17 protein-coding genes and 5 tRNA genes are annotated in these 20,743 nt (G+C 64.0%); 9 read left to right on the plus strand and 13 right to left on the minus strand.

The genetic code is table 11. The features are described from left to right. Positions 1-173: 173 nt before the first annotated feature. The 3 genes from betA to betI form a co-directional block, all read right to left on the minus strand. Complete coding sequence (betA, locus tag H146_RS0110530) at positions 174-1,877, minus strand: choline dehydrogenase (protein WP_019951839.1); 1,704 nt, start codon at positions 1,875-1,877, stop codon at positions 174-176. Between the two features lie 111 nt (positions 1,878-1,988). Continuing rightward, a complete protein-coding gene (gene betB, locus H146_RS0110535) occupies positions 1,989-3,458 on the minus strand; it encodes a betaine-aldehyde dehydrogenase (RefSeq protein ID WP_019951840.1) in 1,470 nt (489 codons plus the stop codon). Between the two features lie 26 nt (positions 3,459-3,484). After that, positions 3,485-4,096 (minus strand): transcriptional regulator BetI, encoded by a 612-nt coding sequence (betI, locus tag H146_RS0110540; RefSeq protein ID WP_019951841.1) that lies wholly within the window; start codon positions 4,094-4,096, stop codon positions 3,485-3,487. Between the two features lie 214 nt (positions 4,097-4,310). Here betI and H146_RS0110545 point away from each other — a divergent pair. From H146_RS0110545 to H146_RS0110560, 4 genes are all read left to right on the plus strand, one after another. Continuing rightward, positions 4,311-4,387, plus strand: a tRNA-Met gene (locus H146_RS0110545). Between the two features lie 80 nt (positions 4,388-4,467). Then, positions 4,468-4,543 (plus strand) — tRNA-Asn (locus tag H146_RS0110550). A 32-nt stretch (positions 4,544-4,575) separates the two neighbouring features. Next, a tRNA-Asn gene (locus tag H146_RS0110555) sits at positions 4,576-4,651 on the plus strand. 419 nt (positions 4,652-5,070) lie between these two features. Next, positions 5,071-5,265 carry a hypothetical protein gene (locus H146_RS0110560; protein ID WP_019951842.1) on the plus strand — a complete coding sequence of 65 codons (195 nt, stop codon included), beginning with the start codon at positions 5,071-5,073 and terminating at the stop codon, positions 5,263-5,265. An 82-nt stretch (positions 5,266-5,347) separates the two neighbouring features. On the opposite strand, the gene H146_RS0110565 is transcribed toward H146_RS0110560, so the two are convergent. Beyond that, complete coding sequence (locus tag H146_RS0110565) at positions 5,348-7,546, minus strand: carboxy terminal-processing peptidase (protein WP_033195646.1); 2,199 nt, start codon at positions 7,544-7,546, stop codon at positions 5,348-5,350. Positions 7,547-7,683: 137 nt separating this feature from the next. On the opposite strand from H146_RS0110565, the gene H146_RS0110570 reads away from it, so the two are divergent. Beyond that, entirely contained in the window at positions 7,684-8,988 is a 1,305-nt protein-coding gene (locus H146_RS0110570; protein ID WP_019951844.1) for a M18 family aminopeptidase, read from the plus strand. 50 nt (positions 8,989-9,038) lie between these two features. Here the strand turns inward: H146_RS0110570 and H146_RS0110575 are convergent. The 9 genes from H146_RS0110575 to H146_RS19095 all read right to left on the minus strand — a co-directional run bounded on the left by H146_RS0110575 (position 9,039) and on the right by H146_RS19095 (position 16,356). Continuing rightward, positions 9,039-9,115, minus strand: a tRNA-Met gene (locus tag H146_RS0110575). Positions 9,116-9,165: 50 nt separating this feature from the next. Next, positions 9,166-10,257: a redox-regulated ATPase YchF gene (ychF, locus tag H146_RS0110580; RefSeq protein WP_019951845.1), complete on the minus strand. Its 1,092-nt coding sequence runs from the start codon at positions 10,255-10,257 to the stop codon at positions 9,166-9,168. Positions 10,258-10,297: 40 nt separating this feature from the next. Further along, positions 10,298-10,897 carry an aminoacyl-tRNA hydrolase gene (gene pth, locus H146_RS0110585; RefSeq protein ID WP_019951846.1) on the minus strand — a complete coding sequence of 200 codons (600 nt, stop codon included), beginning with the start codon at positions 10,895-10,897 and terminating at the stop codon, positions 10,298-10,300. 172 nt (positions 10,898-11,069) lie between these two features. Then, positions 11,070-11,759, minus strand: coding sequence for a 50S ribosomal protein L25/general stress protein Ctc (locus H146_RS0110590; protein WP_019951847.1), 690 nt, complete (start codon positions 11,757-11,759; stop codon positions 11,070-11,072). A 138-nt stretch (positions 11,760-11,897) separates the two neighbouring features. Then, positions 11,898-12,839 carry a ribose-phosphate pyrophosphokinase gene (locus H146_RS0110595; RefSeq protein ID WP_026351914.1) on the minus strand — a complete coding sequence of 314 codons (942 nt, stop codon included), beginning with the start codon at positions 12,837-12,839 and terminating at the stop codon, positions 11,898-11,900. 80 nt (positions 12,840-12,919) lie between these two features. Next, positions 12,920-12,994: transfer RNA gene (locus tag H146_RS0110600), tRNA-Gln, on the minus strand. Between the two features lie 28 nt (positions 12,995-13,022). After that, a complete protein-coding gene (gene ispE / locus H146_RS0110605; RefSeq protein ID WP_019951849.1) occupies positions 13,023-13,919 on the minus strand; it encodes a 4-(cytidine 5'-diphospho)-2-C-methyl-D-erythritol kinase in 897 nt (298 codons plus the stop codon). Further along, positions 13,916-14,542 carry a lipoprotein insertase outer membrane protein LolB gene (gene lolB, locus H146_RS0110610; protein ID WP_019951850.1) on the minus strand — a complete coding sequence of 209 codons (627 nt, stop codon included), beginning with the start codon at positions 14,540-14,542 and terminating at the stop codon, positions 13,916-13,918. The genes ispE and lolB overlap by 4 nt, the downstream gene beginning before the upstream one ends. Continuing rightward, positions 14,539-16,356, minus strand: coding sequence for a tetratricopeptide repeat protein (locus H146_RS19095; RefSeq protein ID WP_169433474.1), 1,818 nt, complete (start codon positions 16,354-16,356; stop codon positions 14,539-14,541). Before H146_RS19095 ends, lolB begins: the two co-directional genes overlap by 4 nt. 352 nt (positions 16,357-16,708) lie before the next feature. Here H146_RS19095 and hemA point away from each other — a divergent pair, with 352 nt between their 5' ends. Genes hemA through H146_RS0110640 form a run of 4 tightly spaced genes read left to right on the plus strand, consistent with a single transcriptional unit; the run spans position 16,709 to position 20,739 of the window. Then, on the plus strand, positions 16,709-18,022 hold the full coding sequence (gene hemA / locus H146_RS0110625; protein WP_019951853.1) for a glutamyl-tRNA reductase: 1,314 nt from the start codon (positions 16,709-16,711) through the stop codon (positions 18,020-18,022). Then, on the plus strand, positions 18,019-19,110 hold the full coding sequence (gene prfA / locus H146_RS0110630) for a peptide chain release factor 1 (RefSeq protein ID WP_019951854.1): 1,092 nt from the start codon (positions 18,019-18,021) through the stop codon (positions 19,108-19,110). The genes hemA and prfA overlap by 4 nt, the downstream gene beginning before the upstream one ends. Position 19,111: 1 nt before the next feature. Then, positions 19,112-19,993 (plus strand): peptide chain release factor N(5)-glutamine methyltransferase, encoded by an 882-nt coding sequence (prmC, locus tag H146_RS0110635; protein WP_019951855.1) that lies wholly within the window; start codon positions 19,112-19,114, stop codon positions 19,991-19,993. Next, on the plus strand, positions 19,990-20,739 hold the full coding sequence (locus H146_RS0110640; RefSeq protein ID WP_019951856.1) for a HesA/MoeB/ThiF family protein: 750 nt from the start codon (positions 19,990-19,992) through the stop codon (positions 20,737-20,739). The genes prmC and H146_RS0110640 overlap by 4 nt, the downstream gene beginning before the upstream one ends. The last annotated feature ends 4 nt before the right edge of the window (positions 20,740-20,743 follow it).

Here is a 20,743-nt window from a genome sequence, read left to right on the forward strand (position 1 = left end):
TCGGCATCCCTAAGGGCATCGACTTGAAAATCCAGCAGGCATGATAAGCGCCACCGTCAGCCTGTGCCATCCTGAAGGGTGTCGATGGTTCTGAGAGGCGTGCCCGGGCGGGGTTGGGGCAGGAAGGGCAGGACGCCGCAATCTCGGCGCCCTGTGTGGTGCTACCCGGCGAGTTATTCGCGGGTGGCGGCGGTGTCGGCTTCGCGGGCGTTCTGGTTTTCCCCGTGGGCGGTATGGAAGGCCACTTCGGTGAGCGGGCGCAACGGTTCGCGGTCGCGCACCCGGTCGGCCAGCTTCTCGGCCATCATGATGGTCGTGGCGTTGAGGTTGCCGGTAATGATGACCGGCATCAGTGAGGCGTCGATCACCCGCAGTCCTTGCATGCCGTGCACGCGCCCCTGACCGTCGACCACGGCGTCATCGCCTTCGCCCATGCGGCAGGTACCACAGGGATGGTAGGCGGTTTCCGCCTCGTCGCGCACGAAGGCGTCGAGCTGTTCGTCGCTCTGGCAGTCGGCACCGGGGGCAATCTCGCGGCCGCGGAAGGGGTCCATGGCCGGCTGCTCGATGATTCGCCGGGTGATGCGGATGGCGTCGCGAAACTCCTCCCAGTCGCGCGCCTCGCTCATGTAGTTGAACAGGATGGCGGGCGCCTGCTCGGGGTCGGAGGATTTGATCTTCACATGGCCGCGGCTTTTCGAGCGCATCGAGCCGACGTGGGCCTGAAAGCCGTGGGCCTCGACTGCGCTCTTGCCGTTGTAGCTGATCGCGCAGGGCAGGAAGTGGTACTGCAGGTTGGGCCAGCTCTCGCCTTCTCCGGTGCGAATGAAACCGCCCGCTTCGAACTGGTTGCTGGCGCCAATGCCCTTGCCGAGAAACATCCACTCGGCGCCGATCTTCGGCTGGTTGTACCACTTGAGTGCCGAATAGAGGGTGATCGGCTGCTTGCACTCGTACTGGATGTACATCTCGAGGTGGTCCTGCAGGTTTTTGCCCACGCCGGGCAGCGCATGGACCGTCTCGACACCCACCTCGGCGAGCCATTCGGGATCGCCGACGCCGGAGCGCTGCAAAATCGCCGGGGAGGCGATGGCGCCGGCGCACAGCAGCACTTCGCGGCGCGCGCGCACTTCTTTCGCCTCGCCCTTGCGGGCGTAGGCCACGCCCACCGCGCGCTTGCCCTCGAACAGAATGCGATCGGTCATCGCATGAGTTTCGATGGTCAGGTTGTCGCGGTGGCGGACGCTGTCGAGATAGCCGCGCGCCGTCGAGGCGCGTCGACCCCTGGGCGTGGTAGTACGGTCCATGGGGCCGAAACCTTCCTGTTTGTAGCCGTTGAGATCGTCGGTCTCATCGAAGCCGGCCTGCTGGCCCGCCGCTATAAAGGCGCGATAGAGCGGATTGTTGCCCGGCTTCGGGGTGGCAACCTGCACCGGGCCATGGTCGCCGTGGTAGTCGTTACCGCCGATATCGCGTGTTTCGGCCTTTTTGTAGTAGGGAAGGCAGTTGGCATAGCCCCAGTCCTCGAGACCCGGATGCTCGGCCCAGCCCTCGAGATCCAGCGCATTGCCACGGATGTAGGCCATACCGTTGATCAGTGACGAGCCGCCCAGCCCCTTGCCGCGCCCGCACTCCATGCGGCGGTTGTTCATATGCGGTTCGGGCTCGGTTTCGAAAGCCCAGTTATAGCGCTTGCCCTGCAGCGGATAAGCCAGCGCTGCCGGCATCTGGGTACGGAAGTCAAGACGGTAGTCGGGACCGCCGGCTTCCAGCAGCAGTACCCTCACATCGTCGTCCTCGGTCAGACGTGCGGCCAGCACATTGCCGGCCGAGCCGGCGCCGATGATGATGTAGTCGTATTCGCTTGTCTGTGACATCCGTGGCTCCTGGCGATCAACGGGAAAGAGGAAAAATGAGCAGAGCAGGGGGGGCGTTGTGGCGGCGCGCCGCATGCCGAGCCGGCGCGTCGCCCGGGTGCCCCGCATCGATCAGAAGGCGGACTCGAAGGGCCCCATCTCGATCTGCACCGACTTGACGCGGGTATAGTGGGCCAGCGTCAGCAGGCCGTTTTCACGCCCCACGCCGGACTGCTTGTAGCCACCCACCGGCATTTGTGCCGGGCTGTCGCCCCAGGTGTTGACCCAGCAGATGCCCGCTTCCAGCTGATGGATCACCCGGTGGGCGCGATTGAGTCCTTCGGTGAAAACACCTGCTGCAAGACCGTAATCGGTGTCGTTGGCGCGGCGAATCACCTCCTCTTCGCTGTCAAAGTCGAGCAACGACATCACCGGGCCGAAGATCTCTTCACGGACGATGCGCATGTCGTCGCGGCAGTCGGTGAAGATAGTGGGGGCAACGAAGGCGCCGCCGGCCAGAGCGCCCTCACTCATGCGTGAACCACCCACCAGCAGGCGGGCGCCATCCCGCTTGCCGGCTTCGAGGTACTCGGTGACCTTGTCCATATGTTCGAAGCTGACCAGCGGGCCGAAGTTGGTCGTCGGATCGAGTGGGTCGCCGGCTTTTATGCGCTCGACGCGTTCCAGCAGTCTGGCCTCGAAAGCCGCCTTGACGCTGCGCTCGACGAATACCCGGGTGCCGTTGGTGCAGACCTGGCCGCTGGAGTAGAAGTTGGCCATCATGGCGCCGTCCGCGGCGCGGTCGAGATCGGCGTCGGCGAAGACGATCAGCGGCGACTTGCCGCCCAGTTCCATGGTCACCTCCTTGAGTGACGAGGAGGCGGAAGACGCCATGACCTTTTTGCCGGTACCGACCTCGCCGGTGAAGGAGAGCTTGTCGATATCGGGGTGTTCGGTGAGCATCACGCCGACGCTGCCATCGCCCTGAACGACGTTGAAAACGCCGTCCGGCAGGCCCGCTTCGGTGAGAATCTCGGCCAGCAGCAGGGTGGTCAGCGGCGTGACTTCGCTGGGTTTGAGAACCACGGCGTTACCGGTGGCCAGCGCCGGCGCCGACTTCCAGCAGGCGATCTGGATGGGGTAGTTCCAGGCGCCGATACCGGCGCATACGCCCAGCGGCTCGCGACGGGTATAGGCGAATGAGTCGGCGCGAATCGGAATCTGCTCGCCCTCCACGGCGGCGGCCAGGCCGGCGTAGTACTCCAGCTGGTCGGCGCCGGTGACGACATCCACGGCAGTGGTTTCGCTCAGCGGCTTGCCGGTATCCATCGACTCGATGCGGGCGATCTCATCGTTACGCTCGCGCAGCAGTGCCACGGCGCGGTTGAGAATGCGTCCGCGCTCGACGCCGGTCATCGCCGCCCACACCTTCTGGCCGCGACGGGCAGAGGCGACGGCGCGATCGACGTCCTCGCGGGAGGCCTGCTGTACCTCGGCCAGAACGCTGCCATCGAAGGGATTGATGGACTGAAAGGTCTCGCCCGAGGTGGCATCGACGCGCTTGCCGTCAATGAAGAGCTGCTGGGTGTCGAAAATGGCCATGGGTGCTCCTTTGAATTGGCTCGGTTCTAGCCGGTTGACGTCGACGGACCGGCATGACCGTCGAGCTGTTCGTCCACGTAGCGCCGGGCGAGAGCCACAGCGCGTGTAATATCAAAGCTTTGCGGCATCAACGCGCCTCTCAGCCACAGGCCGTCGATCAATGCCGCCAGTCCACGGGCGGCGTCGCGTGCCCGCTCCACCGGTAGTTGCTTGCGAAACTGAAAGCACAGGTTGGAGTACAGACGTCGATCATTGACCCGCTGCAGGCGGTGCAGATCGTCGCGATGCATGCTGGAGGTCCAGAAGGCCAGCCAGGTTTTCATGACTTCGGCGCTGACCTGGCTGCGATCGAAGTTACCCTCGACGATGGCATACAGATGCGAGCGGGCGTCGTGCTTTTTGAGGGCACTGCGCCGATTCGCTACCGACATGCCAAGATCCTCGAGGATGTGGCGCATGGTGGCCTCCAGTAGTCCGTCCTTGCCGCCGAAGTAGTGACTGATAATGCCTGCCGAGACGCCTGCCCGACGCGAGATCTGGATGATGGTGCTGTCCGCCAGACCCACTTCGTTGATCGATGCCATGGTGGCTTCGATAAGCTGTTTGCGCCGGATGGGTTCCATGCCGATCTTGGGCACAGTGCATTCTCCTGTCGTGGTCGGCGCCGGGCACTCCAGTAAGCCTGGCCTTTTTTGAACGACTCTTCAACAAAAAAGACCGGTGGCAGCGTGTCCGGCCGCGGTGGATTGCGTGGTGGCAGTGAAACGGCTTAATTGTTGTCTCTGCGCCCCGGTGCCTACAAGCGGATATGGTGTCGCAGCGCCGGCTTGTGTATACTGCGCCCTCGCTGACGGCTACGTAGCTCAGCTGGTTAGAGCACATCACTCATAATGATGGGGTCCCCTGTTCGAATCAGGGCGTAGCCACCAGTCAGCGCGGCACGGATGTTCCGACGGGGCCTTGACCCATAAGCTGAAGTCCGTATACTACGCCGCGTGTTCAGGCATGTTCCCCGATAGCTCAGTTGGTAGAGCAAATGACTGTTAATCATTGGGTCGCAGGTTCGAGTCCTGCTCGGGGAGCCATTTCTTTCGCCTGAACCTCACAATCCGGTTATTCCCCGATAGCTCAGTTGGTAGAGCAAATGACTGTTAATCATTGGGTCACAGGTTCGAGTCCTGTTCGGGGAGCCATATTTATCTCGGGTTGCACCTGTTTGTTCTGCTCCAGCCTTCTCTGGGCCGTCACTACTGTGTCATGACACCACTGCTGTATCAGAGTCTCTCTGCATTCCGGCAGGTCCGCTTTTGTCCACTTCTGGTCGTCGGCGTAATGTTCTGTCAGCATTGATATCCTGCGCTTTGACCCCAATATAAAGCAGTGCTATACAGTTTTGTGCGTACCGTGATCTGCCTGCCACAATAGATTGTGTATTACATTCGATTGCGTAAATCAGTGCCTGAGCAGGCGTCATTTGCCGATCTAAAATGTTTTTTTATCAAATCGGTCAAGTGTCTCTATCAATGCAGGCGCTCAAGGTTGTCGACTGCTCATGTGATGATACGTACCGTCCATGGCAACGATTCCGATATTCCCGTTTCAGGAAAACAGAATGCCCCGTCAGGATAATCTTTCCATCAAGGACAAGTGGTCGCTCGACAGTCAACTGGGTGAAATGCTCAGGGGGTTGGATCAAAAAAACAGGGCGCCTGATTTTGCCGAGCAGCTGACGAAGCTGATGCAGGATTACGGCATGAGCCGTCAGGACACGCTGCAGATCGTGCAGTGGATCGACACACTCTCCTGAAGCGCCATGGGCACTATCCCACGCTCGCCCGCGCCGATAGGCGCGGACGTGTTTGACGGCTATAACGTGTCAACGGAGTGAATCAGTTGCCGTCGCCGGCATCCGGCTGTGAAGGTGACTGTAGACGGGCGTAATCCAGCAGAATGGCGGCGCTTTCATTGAGCGCAGCCTGCTGAATGGGAGAGTCCTCGTCGGCACCCGGACCCGCTTCCATTTCCTCTTCGCGAGCCTGAGTCCAGCTTTTGATCTCCGGCAGGCCGAGGGCGCTGCGACGCTGATTCTCCAGTGCCAGTTGCTCGGCCTCACGCGCCTGCATTTCACGCTTGCGCTGTTCGAGGTTGAGACTGACGCTATTACTTTGTGCCTGCAGCTGCTGGGCCAGTTCCGCTTCGCGGGTCAGGTAGATGAAGTTGGGATTTTGCTCGGCGCGCTGATTATGCTGCGTTCTGAGCTGATCCAGGAAACGCTGCGGATGACCGTACTGTCGGTAGTTGACCGAGCGTACCGTGTCCCAGGGCAGGGCGTTGACCAGGGCGCTTTCGCCGATCTGTTCGTCGTCGATCAGGCTCGGATAGCTGATATCGGGCTCGACGCCGCGTAACTGGGTACTCTCGCCGGAGATACGGTAGAACTTGGCGCGGGTCAGCTTGATTTCACCGTGGCTGAGATCGCTGAGCGTCTGCACGGTACCCTTGCCGAAAGTCTGATTGCCCAGTATCAGGCCACGGCCGTAGTCCTGAATAGCGCCGGCAAAAATCTCGGAAGCCGATGCCGACAGCCGGTCGACCAGCACGGCCATCGGGCCATCCCAGGCCACGCCACGGTCGGTGTCACCGTAAAGATTGATGCGGCCGCGAGCGTCACGCACCTGTACAGTGGGGCCGCGGTCGATGAAAAGCCCCACCATCGAGTTGGCTTCCTGCAGCGCGCCACCGCCGTTACCGCGCATATCCAGCACGATACCCTCAACGTCCTGCTGTTTGAGTTTATCGATCAACTGGTGCACGTCGCGAGTCGAGCTGCGATAGTCCTCCTCGCCGGCCTGCCAGGCGTCGAAGTCGACATAGAAGGCGGGCACTCGAATTACGCCGATGCGCTGTGTTTCGCCATCGCGCTGTAGCTCGATCACTTCGCTGCTGGCGGCCTGATCCTCGAGGCTGACGGTGTCACGGGTGATCTCGATGGTACGGGTCTGGGTGACATCCACGGCATTGGCCGGAATGATCTCGAGGCGCACCTTCGAGCCCTTGGGGCCGCGAATACGTTCGACGACCTCATCGAGGCGCATACCGATGACGCTGGTCATCTCGCCGCTTTCGCCGTTACCCACCGCCACAATGCGGTCGGCGGGCCGCAGCTGGCCGCTGCGCTCCGCCGGGCCGCCTGAGACCAGGCTCGACACGCGCACGTATTCACCATCCTGTTGCAGCAGGGCGCCGATCCCTTCCAGAGACAGTCTCATCTGGATATCGAAGGACTCTCCGCGGCTGGGGGAGAGATATTCGGTGTGCGGGTCGACTGCGCTGGTAGCGGCGTTGAGAATGAGGCTCAGCACGTCCTCGGGGTTGCTCTGGCGCACCCGGTTGAGCTGGTTGCGGTAGCGCTCGATGAGCTGCTCACTGATCTCGTCGTCGCTCAGGCTGTCACCCTGCGCCGGCTTTTCGGTGACGTCGGGCGTGGCGGGAATGGAGGCGATTTCCGAGAGGATGCCGCTGTCCAGCTGCGGTTGCGGATCACTCTCGCCGGAGGTCAGGGAGAGTGTCAGGGCCGCATTCTTGAGTCGCTTGCGCCAAAGCTCATCCAGCTCGGCGCTGGTTTCGGCCCAGTCGGCGTCATCGAGATTGGTCGGTAGCCGGTCGTTGCCGGTGAAATCGAAGCCGGGTTTGCTTTCGAGATAGCTGATCAGCCACTCGAGGCGGCTTTCGAAGCGCTGTTGGTAGAAGTTATAGAATTCGTAGGGTCGATCGAGATCGCCATCGGCCAGCATCTCGTCGAGGCTGCTGCGCAGATCGGAGAAACGCGCCACGTCCTGTCGCGTCAGATAGGCGTGCTGCGAATCGAGCATCGTCAGCAGTCTTTCGAAGACCTCGTTGGACCAGGCGTCGTCGATCGATACGGGTTCGTAATGACCATACTGAAGCGACTGAACGGTTTCACGCGAGGCCTGGCGTCCCTCGTCCGTGGGTTCGAGCGCGTTCTGTTCGGCGGCAAGCGCCGGCAGGGCGGTCAAAAGGCACAGGGCGAACGCCATCAATTGGCGTGCTGGTGAAGAGGGGCTCATCAGGTAAGCGCTCCAGGGTCGTGTACACTTCAATGGTGACAAAATAGGCAGTAGCAGGATTCAATGCTCTGGTACAGGCAGGCTATTTATTGTAGCAGGCCAAACCATTGTCACCGATAACAATCGAGGGGTCTTCGATGTTTTCTTCCTCCTCACAGGTGGAATTGTTCGATTTCTTGAGCGCTTCGCCGACCGCCTGGCATGGCGTCGATGCCATGGCGGCGCGTCTCGATGCAGCGGGCTTTACACGGCTTGAAGAGTCAAGGGCGTGGTCGCTTGAAGCCGGTGGGCGTTACTACTGCGTGCGCGATGATGGCGCGCTGGCGGCTTTCAGATTGCCGGCTGGCCAGTTGACGTCGCTGCGCATGATTGGCGCTCACACCGACAGCCCGGCCCTGCGTCTCAAGCCGCAGCCCGTGCAGGGCGGCCATGGCGGCCATCAATTGGGCGTCGAAGTATACGGCGGTGCTTTGCTGGCGCCCTGGTTCGATCGCGACCTCGGCATAGCCGGGCGCGTCTATGTGCGCACTGAAGGCGGCCGGCTGGAGCGCCGGCTGCTGCATATCGACCGGCCGCTGGCGGTCATTCCGAGCCTTGCCATTCATCTCGATCGCGAGGCCAACTCAAGTCGCAGCTACAACGCTCAGACGCAGATGGCGCCGGTGTTTGCGCTCGGCGACGGCGATGCCCCGTCGATCGAGTCGCTGATACAGCGCTGGCTCGCCGAGCAGCACGGCCTCGAAGAGGCTGACGTCGTCGATTTCGAGCTGAACCTCTGCGATGTCCAGCCGCCGACGCGATCGGGCCTGGACGGCGAGTTGATCAGCAGTGCGCGGCTCGACAACCTGCTCTCCTGCTGGTGTGGCATGGAGGCGCTGATTGCCGCCGACGGCGAGCAGGGTGCGCTGTTGATCGCCAACGACCACGAGGAGATCGGCAGCGGCACTGCCGGCGGCGCTCAGGGCACGCTGCTCAATGATGTTGTGGCGCGGCTGGCGGAGTCGAGGGGCGAGGGCGGCGCTGCCGAGGGGCGTATTCGACTATTGCAGAGTTCGCGACTGGTCTCCTGCGACAACGCCCACGCCGTTCACCCTGGCTGGCCGGACAAGCACGACGCTCAGCACCGACCACGTCTCAACGGCGGGCCGGTGATCAAGGTCAATGCCAGCCAGCGTTACGCCACCAGTGCTGCCACCGGCGCGCTGTTTCGCGATATCTGCCGCCACGCCGACGTGCCGGTGCAGACTTTCGTCAGTCGCGCCGACATGCCCTGCGGCTCAACCATCGGCCCGCTCAGCGCGACGCGCAGCGGCGTGCCGACGCTGGATATCGGTATCGCTCAGTGGGCCATGCACTCGATCCGCGAAACTGCCGGCGCTCATGATCCCGACTACCTGAAGCGTGCGCTGACGGCCTTTTGCAATCGTGACCTGCTCGACTGAATGCACACAGAAAAACGGCACCCTGTAAAGAGGTGCCGTTTTCGTCGATCTGGTGGCTACGCCCTGATTCGAACAGGGGACCCCATCATTATGAGTGATGTGCTCTAACCAGCTGAGCTACGTAGCCATTCAACGCGGCGCATACTACCCGGGCACTTTTTCGGCGTCAAGAAAGCGTCAAACGTTGAAGCGGAAATGCACCACATCGCCGTCCTTCAGCACGTACTCCTTGCCTTCCAGGCGCCACTTGCCGGCTTCCTTCGCGCCCTGCTCGCCGCCAAGGGTAACGAAGTCGTCGTAGCCGACCACCTCGGCGCGGATGAAGCCCTTCTGAAAATCGGTATGGATCACGCCGGCGCCCTGCGGGGCGGTGGCGCCCACCGGCACGGTCCAGGCACGCACTTCCTTGACGCCGGCAGTGAAGAAGATCTGCAGGCCAAGCAGGCCGAAGCCACCGCGAATCACCCGGTCGAGGCCCGGCTCCGCCATGCCCAGCTCGTCGAGAAACATGGCGCGCTCTTCTTCTTCCAGCTCGGCGATCTCCGCCTCGATCTTGTTGCACACCGGTACCACGACCGCCTCCTCGTCGGCGGCAATGGCGCGCACTTCGTCAAGCCAGGGGTTGTTGTCGAAGCCGTCCTCGGTGACGTTGGCGATGTACATGGTGGGCTTGAGGGTGAGAAACCCGTAGCTTCTGACCAGTTTTTTCTCGTCGTCGTCGAGGTTCAGGCTGCGCAGCGGCTGGCCTTCGGCGAGATGCGGCTGGATACGCTCGAGCAGCTCCTTTGTGGCGATCGCCTCCTTGTCGCCGCTTTTGACCACGCGCGCCAGCCGTGGCAGAGCGCGTTCGACGCTGTCGAGATCGGCCAGCGCGAGCTCGATGTTGATGGTCTCGATGTCGTCGCGCGGTGACACCCGATTGGCGACGTGGATGACGTTGTCATCGTCGAAGCAGCGCACGACGTGGGCGATGGCGTCGGTCTCACGAATATTGGCCAGAAACTGGTTGCCCAGCCCTTCGCCCTTCGAGGCGCCTGCCACCAGCCCGGCGATATCGACGAACTCCATGGTGGTAGGCACCACCCTCTCGGGCTTGACGATCTCGGCGAGCCGATCGAGACGCGGGTCGGGCATGGCCACGATGCCGGTGTTGGGCTCAATGGTGCAGAAAGGAAAGTTTTCCGCATCGATGCCCGATTTGGTCAGGGCATTGAACAGCGTCGATTTGCCCACGTTGGGCAGGCCGACGATACCGCAGTTGAATCCCATGGGAGCTCCTGATCCGGGTGCGATTGCAGTGAAGGCCGTGCTACTGCGGACGTTTGTCCGTGCTGAAGCTGTGCAGCCGATTCATGGCGCGCGACCAGTCGCCGGCCAGCGCCAGTGGCAGGGTCTCGACAACGGCATCGATCGAGGCATCGATCGCCTGACGTTCGCCCTTGCCGGGTTCTCCCAGCACGTAGTTGACCACCTGAGCGGCGCTGCCCGGATGGCCGATACCGAGGCGAATGCGGTAGAAGTCGCGGTTGCCGGAGAGGGCATTGATCGTGTCGCGCAGGCCGTTGTGACCCCCATGGCCACCGCCCTGCTTGTAGCGCGCCTGGCCGGGCGGCAGGTCGAGCTCGTCGTGCACCACCAGCAGTGACTCGGGGGCCAGCTTGTAAAACGCCGCCAGTGCGCCGATCGACTGGCCGCTGTGGTTCATGAAGGTGTCGGGCGCCAGCAGGTGCACGTCGCGGCCTTCGATCACCGCGCGGGCATGCTGCCCCAGCAGCTTGCGCTCGCTGCGCAGCGGCGCCTGAAAGCGTTCGGCCAGCGCGTCGAGCAACCAGTATCCTGCATTGTGGCGAGTGCGCGCGTAGCGGCTGCCGGGATTGCCCAGTCCAATGATGGCCCTGATATCACTCATGGGTGGCACCCTGTGTCGATAACCGCGTGTCGATGGCTGACCGGCTGTGAAAAAGAGAGGCCGGCGGGACGGGGCAGTGATGCCCCGCCCGGCCGGCCCCGTCGCCGTTATCCGAAAGCGCACGCCGTAGCGGCGTTTCGCACTCCGGCGCGATGCTGCAAGGCGGTAGTGATTATACCTCTTCGCCTTCGCCGTCGTTATCCGACTCGGGGCGCTGCGCCTCACCGCTTTCCGACTCATCGCCCTCGACGCCGTCATCACCTTCTTCTTCGGTGCCGCGGTCGGGGTAGGTGACCGAGACGATGCCGGTGTCATGCTCTTCGCCGTGGCTCAGGGCGACGATAGTGACCCCTTTGGGCAGCGGAATGTCGGAGAGGTGCAGGGTGTCACCCAGCTCGAGATTGGCGACGTCGACTTCCAGATATTCGGGCAGATCGGCCGGCAGGCAGCTGATCTCGACGTCGTTGGCCATCATGTGGAGCACGCCTTCCTGCTCGCGAACGCCCTTGCACTCCTCGCTGCCGTTGAAGTGCAGCGGCACGGTGATGGTCAGCTCATGGCCGGCATCGACGCGCATGAAGTCGGCGTGGGTGATCAGCTCCTTGTAGGGATGACGCTGCAGATCGCGAATGACCACCTGTTCCTTGCGGCCGTCGACATCAATGTTGATGATCGAGGAGAAGAAGGACTCGTCTTCGAGCGCCTTGTAAAAGGACGGCTTGTCGATGGCGATCGGCTGCGGCTCGGCACTGCCGCCGTAGATGATGGCCGCGACGCGAACGTTCGCACGGCGCAGGCGGCGGCTCGCACCTTTCCCCAGCTCCGTACGAGCGACGGCGGACAGTTGATAATCGTGTTTCATGGGTTGAACCCTCGTTGCTCACAATGTGGAAAGCGACACCGCCCGCGACCAGGCCAGTATCGCTTTCATCGAAAATCCCCGTTCGGCGCCGCCTTTAAAGCGGTGCCGGACGGGGATGCGCTGTCAGCGCCCGTGCTCTCAATGGAACATGGCGCTGACGGACTCCTCGTTGCTCACTCGGCGGATCGCCTCGGCGATCAGCCCGGCCACCGACAGTTGACGGATCTTGCCGCTGCGGCGTGCGTGTTCGGCAAGCGGAATGGTATCGGCCACCACCAGCTCATCAAGCTGGGAGTGGGTAATGTTGTCCACTGCCGGTCCGGAAAGGATGGCGTGGGTGGCGTAGGCCATCACTCGCCGGGCGCCGCGCTCCTTGAGCGCTTCGGCGGCCTTGCAGAGCGTGCCTGCGGTATCCACCAGATCGTCGACCAGCACGCAGGTGCGATCGCCGATCTCGCCGATGATATGCATTACCTGCGCCTGGTTGGCGGAGGGGCGGCGCTTGTCGATGATCGCCAGATCGGCGTTGAGCTGCTTGGCGATGGCGCGGGCGCGAACCACGCCGCCAACGTCCGGCGAGACGATGGCGATATCGTCATAATTCTGCCGTTCGATATCGTCGAGCAGAATCGGCGAGCCGTAGACGTTGTCCACCGGCACATCGAAAAAGCCCTGAATCTGATCGGCGTGCAGGTCCATGGTCATGACCCGGTCGACGCCGGCCTTGACCATCATGTCGGCGACTACCTTGGCCGAGATGGGGACGCGTGCCGAGCGCACACGACGATCCTGACGGGCGTAGCCGAAATAGGGCACCACGGCGGTAATGCGGGTGGCGCTGGCACGACGCAGGGCGTCAACCATCAGGATCAGCTCCATCAGGTTGTCGTTGGTCGGTGCGCAGGTGGACTGCAGAATAAAAACGTCCTTGCCACGCACGTTCTCGTTGATCTCGACGGCGATCTCGCCGTCACTGAACTGGCCCACGGTGGCGTGGCCGAGCCGATTATCGAGGCATTCGGCTACCTTGCGGGCAAGTTCGGGGTTGGCGTTCCCCGCGAAGACCATCAATTTAGACACGCGCAGCTACCTTGTGTGGACGCTGGATAATAAATAGTGGGGTGGTCAACATCGGAGCGTGGGCCATATCAATGGGGATATGGCTGGGGTACCAGGATTCGAACCTGGGAATGCCGGTACCAGAAACCGGTGCCTTACCACTTGGCTATACCCCAATAATCCACGATGGCGATGCTCGAAACTTCATGCGGCTGCGGTAGTTTTCAGAGCCCGATGCAGCGGAGAGATGTTGCAGCCGCGTGCCCTGAAAATACGCCAACAGCCTGATTGCGAGCTGCGAGCGCTATCGTAGAGAAGTCGCTGCTCGACTTCAAGCGCGCGCTCGGCATCGTCAAACGGGCAAAACACGCAGGCGCCGGTACCGGTCAGCATCGCCGGCCCGAATTCACGCAGACAGTCGAGCGCTCGACCGATCTCCGGTTCGAGCTTTCGCACCACGGCTTCGCAGTCGTTTTTTCCACCCTGCAGTGCGCGCGACATCTTAATCGAGGGGGTGTCGCGGGTCAATTGCGGATGACCGAAGACGGCGCCGGTCGACACCTCCACACCGGGGTGGATGACCACGAACCAGGGCGTATCCAGCGGCGCCGGTATCAGCCGCTCGCCAACGCCTTCGCCCCAGGCGGCGAAGCCGCGCACGAAGACAGGAACGTCGGCGCCCAGTCGCAGGCCGAGAGCGGCCAGCCGCTCCATGCCCAGCTCCAACTGCCACAGCCGGTCGAGCGCCAGCAGGGTAGTGGCGGCGTTCGAGCTGCCGCCGCCCAGCCCGCCGCCCATCGGCAGGCGTTTGTCGAGGTTGATCGTTACGCCCGGCAGCGGTCGCCCGGCCGCGTGCTGTAGAGCGCGGGCGGCGCGCACCACCAGGTTGTCATTGAAGGCTACGCCGTCGGTCGCCGGCGTCAGTTCGAGACGCTCGTCGTCGCGCAGTGTAAAACCCAGCCGGTCGCCGTAATCGAGAAACTGAAACAGCGTCTGCAGCTCGTGATAGCCATCATTGCGACGCCCCAGGATATGCAGCATGCGGTTGAGCTTGGCCGGTGCCGGTAGCGTCAGCGTTGCGGGTGCGACGGCGCGGCTCATGGCTGCGGTGGTCCCGGCTGCCAGCGGTTGATGACCAGGGTGGTGCGAATGTCGTCATAGGTCATGATCAGCCGGCGCGGCAGCCACAGCCCGTCGGCCAGGCTCCAGTCGCGGTATTCGATATGCCAGCCGGCCTGATCGAGGGTGGCCGGAAAGCCGCGATCATCCTCGCTCACCCGATGGGGGCCGCGCGGGTCGGGCAGGCCGCGCACCCAGTAATCGAGTGATGACAGCGGCAGCGACCAGCCCATCTGCTGCGCCATCAGCGCCTCCGGCGTGGCGGCGCGAAAAGTACCGTCGCTATTGGTCAGGGTGACGCCGCTGTCGTCGCCCTCGAGGGTGTTACGGCCGGTGCCCCAGGGGCCGCTGACCGAGATACGGTACTGCCCGGGTTGTTGCACCCAGTCGAGGTTGGCGCTCTGGCTGTCATCCGGGGTGCGAATGCCGACCTTGCCCAGCGCCTGCCAGCTCTGCAGCGCCTCGAGGCGACTCTGCTGACTGCGCCAGTCGCCCAGCTGGCGGTCCGATGACGGCGCTTCGCTGACCTGGGTGGCACAGCCGCTGACAAATAGCAGGGCGGCCAGCGCCAGCAGGGGACGTAAACGAGCCGGAATGAAACTCATGGGGTGTTCTCCGAGGTAGCGGGCGTGTCGGATGAAGGGGTTGAAGGGCCGGACATCGATGGCGGCATTTCGACCGCCGTGGCGGGCGTCTGCGGTGCCAGCAGCGGGTAGCGGCCGAGCAGCTCATCCAGTGTCGGGTGTTGATCGAATCGCGTCAGTGCGTTGGCGATCAGCTGCTGTGCGGCTTCGGCATCGCCGCTGGCCCACAGCGCTTCGGCCAGGTGGGCGGCGATCTCTTCATCGGGCATATTGCGCCAGGCCTGCCGCAGCAGCTCGACGGCACGCTCCAGCTCGCCGACATGGAACAGCGCCCAGCCGAGGCTGTCGGTGACCGCTGCCGAGTCGGGCGCCAGCCGGTGGGCACGCTCCAGCAGTTCGAGTGCTTCGCGATAGCGCTCGGTGTACTGCACCAGCGTATAGCCCCAGGCGTTGAGCGCCTCAACGTTGTTCGGCTCACGCGCCAGCAGAGTGGTCATGTCGCGCTCCATGGCGGCGATATCCTCGCGCGCCAGCGCTCGCAGGGCGCGCATGTAGCGTAGCCGGTTATCGTCAGGATGCGCGGCGATCTGCTCATCCAGCAGGGCGGCGGCGCGCTCGCTGTGGCCGCTGCGATCCAGCAGGGAGAGCGATATGCCCAGCAGCTCGGCGTTATGGTCGCCGTGCTGCCGGCGCTGCTCCTGAAGCCAGTCGAGAGCGGCGTCCAGATCGCGCTGGCTCAGCAGTAGCCGAGCGCCGGCGGCGCGCGAGGCGATGAAAGCGTCGCTGTCGGCGGGTACGCGCTGGTAGAGCGCCATGGCACCTTCGCTGTCGCCCATGCCAGCACTGGCACGTGCTGCCAGCATCAGCGTTTCGGCATCGGCACTGTCATCCAGCGCGGGTTGCAGCAGTCGCCGGGCGGCCTCGAACTCGGCATGCTGCAGATAGAGGCGCGTCAGCGCCTGCCGCAGTTCCAGGTTCTCCGGCATGGCGTTAATCAGCGTATTGAACTGCGATTCGGCATCGTCGATATCGCCCATCGCCAGCTGCGACTGCGCCATGGCGAGGATGAAGCGTCGGTCATCGGGGGCCAGCTGGTGGCCGCGGCGCGCGTCCTCCAGCGCCTGAAGCGGGGCATCACGGTCCAGCGCCAGCTGGCTGCGTGCCAGCCACAGCGCCGGCAGTTGATTATCGACTGCCGCTGCTCGCTCCAGGTCGCGCTGAGCGGCGTCGAAATCACTCTTCACCGAGCGCAGCAGTGCTCTTGTGATCAGCGCGTGGGCGCTGTCGGGGTGAGCGTCGAGCCACTCATCGAGCACCGCGGCAAGGGCATCGAGCGAGGCGCCATCCTCCAGCGCGGTTTCGATGAAGCGCTCCAGTTGGGCATCGCCACCGGCCGCCTGCACCTCCAGCAGGGCGCTCATGGCAGCCTCCCAGTCACCGCGCTGGGCGGCGATGGCGGCCAGCAGCCGATGCGGGCCGATAGCCTCGGGACTTATGGCTCGCCAGCGCTCGGCAGCGCGGGTCAGCAGGTCGATGTCGCCTGCGGCACGCGCCGTTTGAATGGCGCGCTCGACCAGCGCCGGGTCGGGGTGGCGCTCGCTGACCTGGAGATAAAGGCGAGCGGCGAGCGCCGGCTGACCGCGGCGGGCGGCGAGTTCGGCGCTGAGCAGCTTTTGCAGAGTGTCGCCATCCAGGCCCTGCGCGATCTCCGGTGTCGACACCGGCGCCGGCATTGGCGCCCGGGAAGGCGCGGCCGCTGCGGGGGCGGCATGAGCCGGTGCGATAAATAGAGCCATCAGCAACAGTGTCGCCGGGCAGTGTCCATGTCGACGCATCCAGGCGCTCCCGGAAAGGACTGTCATGCGACAGTGCGTAAATTGGGGGCTATCGGGAGTCCATGCGCGATCCGCGCTGGTGCGGTGACGCATGCCATCTCGACAGGCCCGGTGTCATTATCATGGCGATAAAGGCGCTACATCCCACGGCGTTAGAGGCTATGTTAGAATCCCTCGCCATGGAGCGCGAGATGTGGAGGCAACAGATCGGCACGATGCATCAAGAGAGACAAGCCGACACCCTTTTACCCTCTGCTCTCGTGCAAGGACCTGACACGATCGGCCACCTGACTTCGCGGCCGGTCACGTTACGGGTGCATACCCGGACGACCACTCCAGAAACGGTAACACGATGCTTTTGACCCTGGGCATCAATCATAAAAGCGCGACGCTTGAAGTGCGCGAGCAGGTTGCCTTTTCCACCAGCCAGCTCGAACTGGCGCTGGAGAGCCTTTGCGCCCTCGATGAGGTCGAGGAGGCGGTGATTCTCTCCACCTGCAATCGCACCGAGATCTACTGTCGTCTCGAGGGTGCCGATCATCGCCGCCTGCTCGAGTGGCTGGGTGATTTTCACCGCCTGCCGGTCGAAGCGCTGTCACACGGCGCCTACTGGTATCGTGACGGCGAGGCGGCGCGCCATCTGATGCGTGTCGCCTGCGGGCTCGACTCACTGGTGCTGGGCGAGCCGCAGATTCTCGGCCAGCTCAAGAGCGCCTATCAGCAGGGGCGTGCCTGCGATAGCCTGGGCAGCGAGCTGGAGCGCCTGTTTCAGCACAGCTTCGCGGTGGCCAAGCAGGTACGCACCGAGACCGGCATCGGCGAGAACCCGGTATCTGTCGCCTACGCCGCGGTCAACCTGGCCGGCCGCATCTTTGACGATATCCGCCACTCCCGGGCGCTTTTGATCGGCGCCGGCGAAACCATCGAGCTGGTGGCGCGCCATCTGCGCGAGGTGGGGATCCAGGGCATTATCGTCGCCAACCGCACTCGCGAGCGGGCGCAGGCGCTGGCCGACGACACCGGCGGTGTCGCGATCGATCTCGACGAGCTGGAGAGCGCGCTGGTATGCGCCGATATCGTCATCTCGTCCACCGGCAGCGAGCGTCCCATTCTCGGCAAGGGCGTTGTCGAGTCGGCGCTGCGCACCCGCAAACACCGTCCGCTGTTCATGGTCGATATCGCCGTACCGCGGGATATCGAGCCTCAGGTCGGCACGCTCAACGACGTCTTTCTCTATACCATCGACGATCTCAACGAGGTGATCAGCGAAAATCGCCGCTCGCGGGAAAGCGCGGCCTCGCACGCCGAGGAGATGATCGTCGCCAACGTCACCGCCTGGCAGCATGAGCGGCGGGTGCGCGGTGCCGGTGACCTGATTCGCCGCCACCGCCATCAGGCCGAGCGGTTGCGCGCCGAGGCCGAGAGCGAGGCGCTGTCGGCACTGGCACGGGGTCAGGATCCGCACAAGGTGATCCACAAGTTGACCCAGCAGTTGACCAATCGTCTGCTGCACGGCACCACCTCGCGCATTCGTGAGGCTTCCGGCGCCGAGCGGGCGGATCTGATTCAGGCAGCGGAGGAGCTCTTGATCGATCATTCCCCATCGCAGCGTGACAGTGTCACGGACAGTTCACAGCACGACCCGCTGAACAGAGAGCCTTTATGAAGGCGTCGCTGCGCGAGCGTCTCGACGGCTTCGTCGAGCGCTTTGAAGAGCTGTCGCACCTGCTGGCCGATCCCGAGGTGATCAACGATCAGAAGCGTTTTCGCAGCTACTCGCAGGAGTATGCCGATCTCGACGAACTGGTCGGCCAGTGGTCGCGCTACCGTGAGCTGGAGGGTGACCGCGCCGGCGCCGAGCAGATGCTCCACGATGCCGACGCCGAAATGCGCGATATGGCCCGCGACGAAGTCGCCGATATCGATGAGCGCCTTGCCGCCATGCAAGCGCCGTTGATGCAGCTGTTGATTCCGAAGGATCCCGACGACCGACGCAACGTCTATCTCGAAATTCGCGCCGGCACCGGCGGCGACGAGGCGGCGCTGTTCGCCGGCGATCTGTTTCGCATGTATTCGCGCTACGCCGAAGGACGCGGCTGGCGGCTGGAGACGCTGAGCGTCAGTCACGGCGAGCAGGGCGGTTTCAAGGAGATTATCGCTCGCGTCAGCGGCGAGGAGATTTACGCCCGGCTCAAGTTCGAGTCCGGCGTGCACCGCGTACAGCGGGTGCCGGCGACCGAGTCGCAGGGACGTATCCACACCTCGGCCTGCACCGTGGCGGTAATGGCCGAGGCCGACGAGGTGGAGGAGATCGAACTCAACCCGAACGATCTGCGTGTCGACACCTTCCGCGCCAGCGGCGCCGGCGGCCAGCACGTCAACACTACCGACTCTGCCATTCGCGTCACCCACCTGCCCACCGGCACGGTGGTGGAGTGCCAGGACGAGCGCAGTCAGCACAAGAATCGCGCTCGCGCCATGTCGCTGCTGGCTGCGCGGCTCAAGCAGAGCGCGGTCAGTGAACGTCAGCAGCAGCAGTCCGAGATGCGCCGCTCGCTGGTGGGCTCGGGGGATCGCAGCGAGCGCATTCGCACCTACAACTTCCCCCAGGGGCGGGTGACCGATCACCGCATCAACCTGACCCTCTACAAGCTCAATGAAGTGATCACCGGCGGCCTCGACGACGTGATCGAACCGCTGACCCATGAGTATCAGGCCGATCAGCTGGCGGCGATGACCGGCGAAAACGCCTGACATGACAGCCGACAGCATCGATGCGGCGCTGGTCGCCGCCGCTGCCCGGCTCGGTGTCGCTTCGGAGGCCGAAACCGCCACCCCGCGGCTCGATGCCGAGCTGCTGCTGATGCAGGTGTTGGGGGTGAGCCGCAGCTGGCTCTACGCGCGGGGAGACCGTGCGCTGGAAGAGGCGCCCCGGGGGCGCTTCGAGGCGCTTGTCGCGCGCCGCGAAAAGGGCGAGCCGATCGCCTGGCTGCTGGGGCGGCGCGAGTTTTTCGGCCTTGAGCTGGCGGTCTCGCCGCACACCCTGATTCCTCGCGCCGATACCGAAACTCTCGTCGAGCAGGCGCTGGCGCGCATGACCGGCAACAGCGGCCGGGCGCTCGATCTGGGCAGCGGCAGCGGCGCCATTGCGCTGGCGCTGGCCGCTCACCGTCCCGGCTGGCAACTGCTGGGTATCGACTGCGTGGCCGAGGCCGTGGCGCTGGCGCAGCACAACGCCGCGGCGCTGGCGCTGCCCAACGCCTGTTTCGAGGTGGGCGATTTCTTCACCGCTGTCGACCCCGCCTCAGGGTTTGAGTTGATCGTCAGCAACCCGCCCTACATCGACGCCGCCGATGAGCATCTCGGTCGCGGCGACCTGCGCTTCGAGCCGCGCTCGGCGCTGGTCGCGGCGGATGGCGGTATGGCCGACCTGCTCACCATCATCGAGCGGGCAGGCTCTTTTCTGGCGCCGGGGGGCTGGCTTTTGCTGGAGCACGGCCACCGGCAGGGAGAGGCGGTGCGCACGGCGCTGGTCGCTGCCGGCTACGACGAGACCGCCACGACCCTTGATCTGGGCGGTCGCGAGCGGGTCACAGCGGGGCGCATGGCGCGATCACTTTCGACAGAGGCACCATGAACGACGACGAACTGCTGCGCTACAGCCGCCAGATCATGCTCAACGAGCTCGACTACGCGGGTCAGCAGCGGCTGCGCGACAGCCGGGCGCTGATTATCGGCCTCGGCGGGCTGGGGTCGCCGGCGGCGCTCTACCTGGCGGCCGCCGGAGTGGGCGAACTGACGCTGGCCGACGACGATCGCGTCGATCTCTCCAATCTGCAGCGCCAGATCGCCCACGGCGAGGCCGATATCGACACCTTCAAGGCCGATTCGGCGGCGCGTAGCATCGCCGCCGTCAATAGCGCCTGTCAGACCCGCGTGATCACCGAGCGCCTCGCCGAAAGGGCGCTGCATGACGCCGTGGCGAAGGCCGACGTGGTGCTCGACTGCACCGACCGCTTCGCGTCCCGCGACGCCATCAACCGCGCCTGCGTGGCGAGCGCCACGCCGCTGGTCTCCGGCGCGGCGATCCGCTTCTCCGGCCAACTGGCGGTATTCGACCTGCGCGACCCCGAGGCGCCCTGCTACGCCTGCCTCTACGGGGAAAGCGCCGATGAGGAGCAACTGACCTGCGCCGAGAGCGGCGTCATCGCGCCGCTGGTCGGTGTGATCGGCAGCTGGCAGGCGCTGGAAGCGCTCAAGCTGCTGAGCGGCTGCGGCACGCCGCAGCGAGGGCTGACCACCTTCGACGGCCTGAGTGGCCAGTGGCGACACTTTGGCCTGAGGCGCGACCCGCGCTGTGGGGTGTGTGGTGCTCGGGCGTAGCGGG

The organism is Kushneria aurantia DSM 21353 (genome assembly GCF_000382245.1).
GTDB lineage: Bacteria > Pseudomonadota > Gammaproteobacteria > Pseudomonadales > Halomonadaceae > Kushneria > Kushneria aurantia.

Bases quoted from the DNA above. Each gene is read 5' to 3' on its own strand.
- H146_RS0110640 (WP_019951856.1), top strand. From the start codon at position 19,990: ATGAACGACGACGAACTGCTGCGCTACAGCCGCCAGATCATGCTCAAC.
- pth (WP_019951846.1), bottom strand. From the start codon at position 10,897: ATGAGTGATATCAGGGCCATCATTGGACTGGGCAATCCCGGCAGCCGC.
- H146_RS0110560 (WP_019951842.1), top strand. From the start codon at position 5,071: ATGCCCCGTCAGGATAATCTTTCCATCAAGGACAAGTGGTCGCTCGAC.
- H146_RS0110565 (WP_033195646.1), bottom strand. From the start codon at position 7,546: ATGAGCCCCTCTTCACCAGCACGCCAATTGATGGCGTTCGCCCTGTGC.
- H146_RS0110590 (WP_019951847.1), bottom strand. From the start codon at position 11,759: ATGAAACACGATTATCAACTGTCCGCCGTCGCTCGTACGGAGCTGGGG.
- ispE (WP_019951849.1), bottom strand. From the start codon at position 13,919: ATGAGCCGCGCCGTCGCACCCGCAACGCTGACGCTACCGGCACCGGCC.
- ychF (WP_019951845.1), bottom strand. From the start codon at position 10,257: ATGGGATTCAACTGCGGTATCGTCGGCCTGCCCAACGTGGGCAAATCG.
- prmC (WP_019951855.1), top strand. From the start codon at position 19,112: ATGACAGCCGACAGCATCGATGCGGCGCTGGTCGCCGCCGCTGCCCGG.
- lolB (WP_019951850.1), bottom strand. From the start codon at position 14,542: ATGAGTTTCATTCCGGCTCGTTTACGTCCCCTGCTGGCGCTGGCCGCC.
- hemA (WP_019951853.1), top strand. From the start codon at position 16,709: ATGCTTTTGACCCTGGGCATCAATCATAAAAGCGCGACGCTTGAAGTG.
- prfA (WP_019951854.1), top strand. From the start codon at position 18,019: ATGAAGGCGTCGCTGCGCGAGCGTCTCGACGGCTTCGTCGAGCGCTTT.
- betB (WP_019951840.1), bottom strand. From the start codon at position 3,458: ATGGCCATTTTCGACACCCAGCAGCTCTTCATTGACGGCAAGCGCGTC.
- betA (WP_019951839.1), bottom strand. From the start codon at position 1,877: ATGTCACAGACAAGCGAATACGACTACATCATCATCGGCGCCGGCTCG.
- H146_RS19095 (WP_169433474.1), bottom strand. From the start codon at position 16,356: ATGCGTCGACATGGACACTGCCCGGCGACACTGTTGCTGATGGCTCTA.
- H146_RS0110570 (WP_019951844.1), top strand. From the start codon at position 7,684: ATGTTTTCTTCCTCCTCACAGGTGGAATTGTTCGATTTCTTGAGCGCT.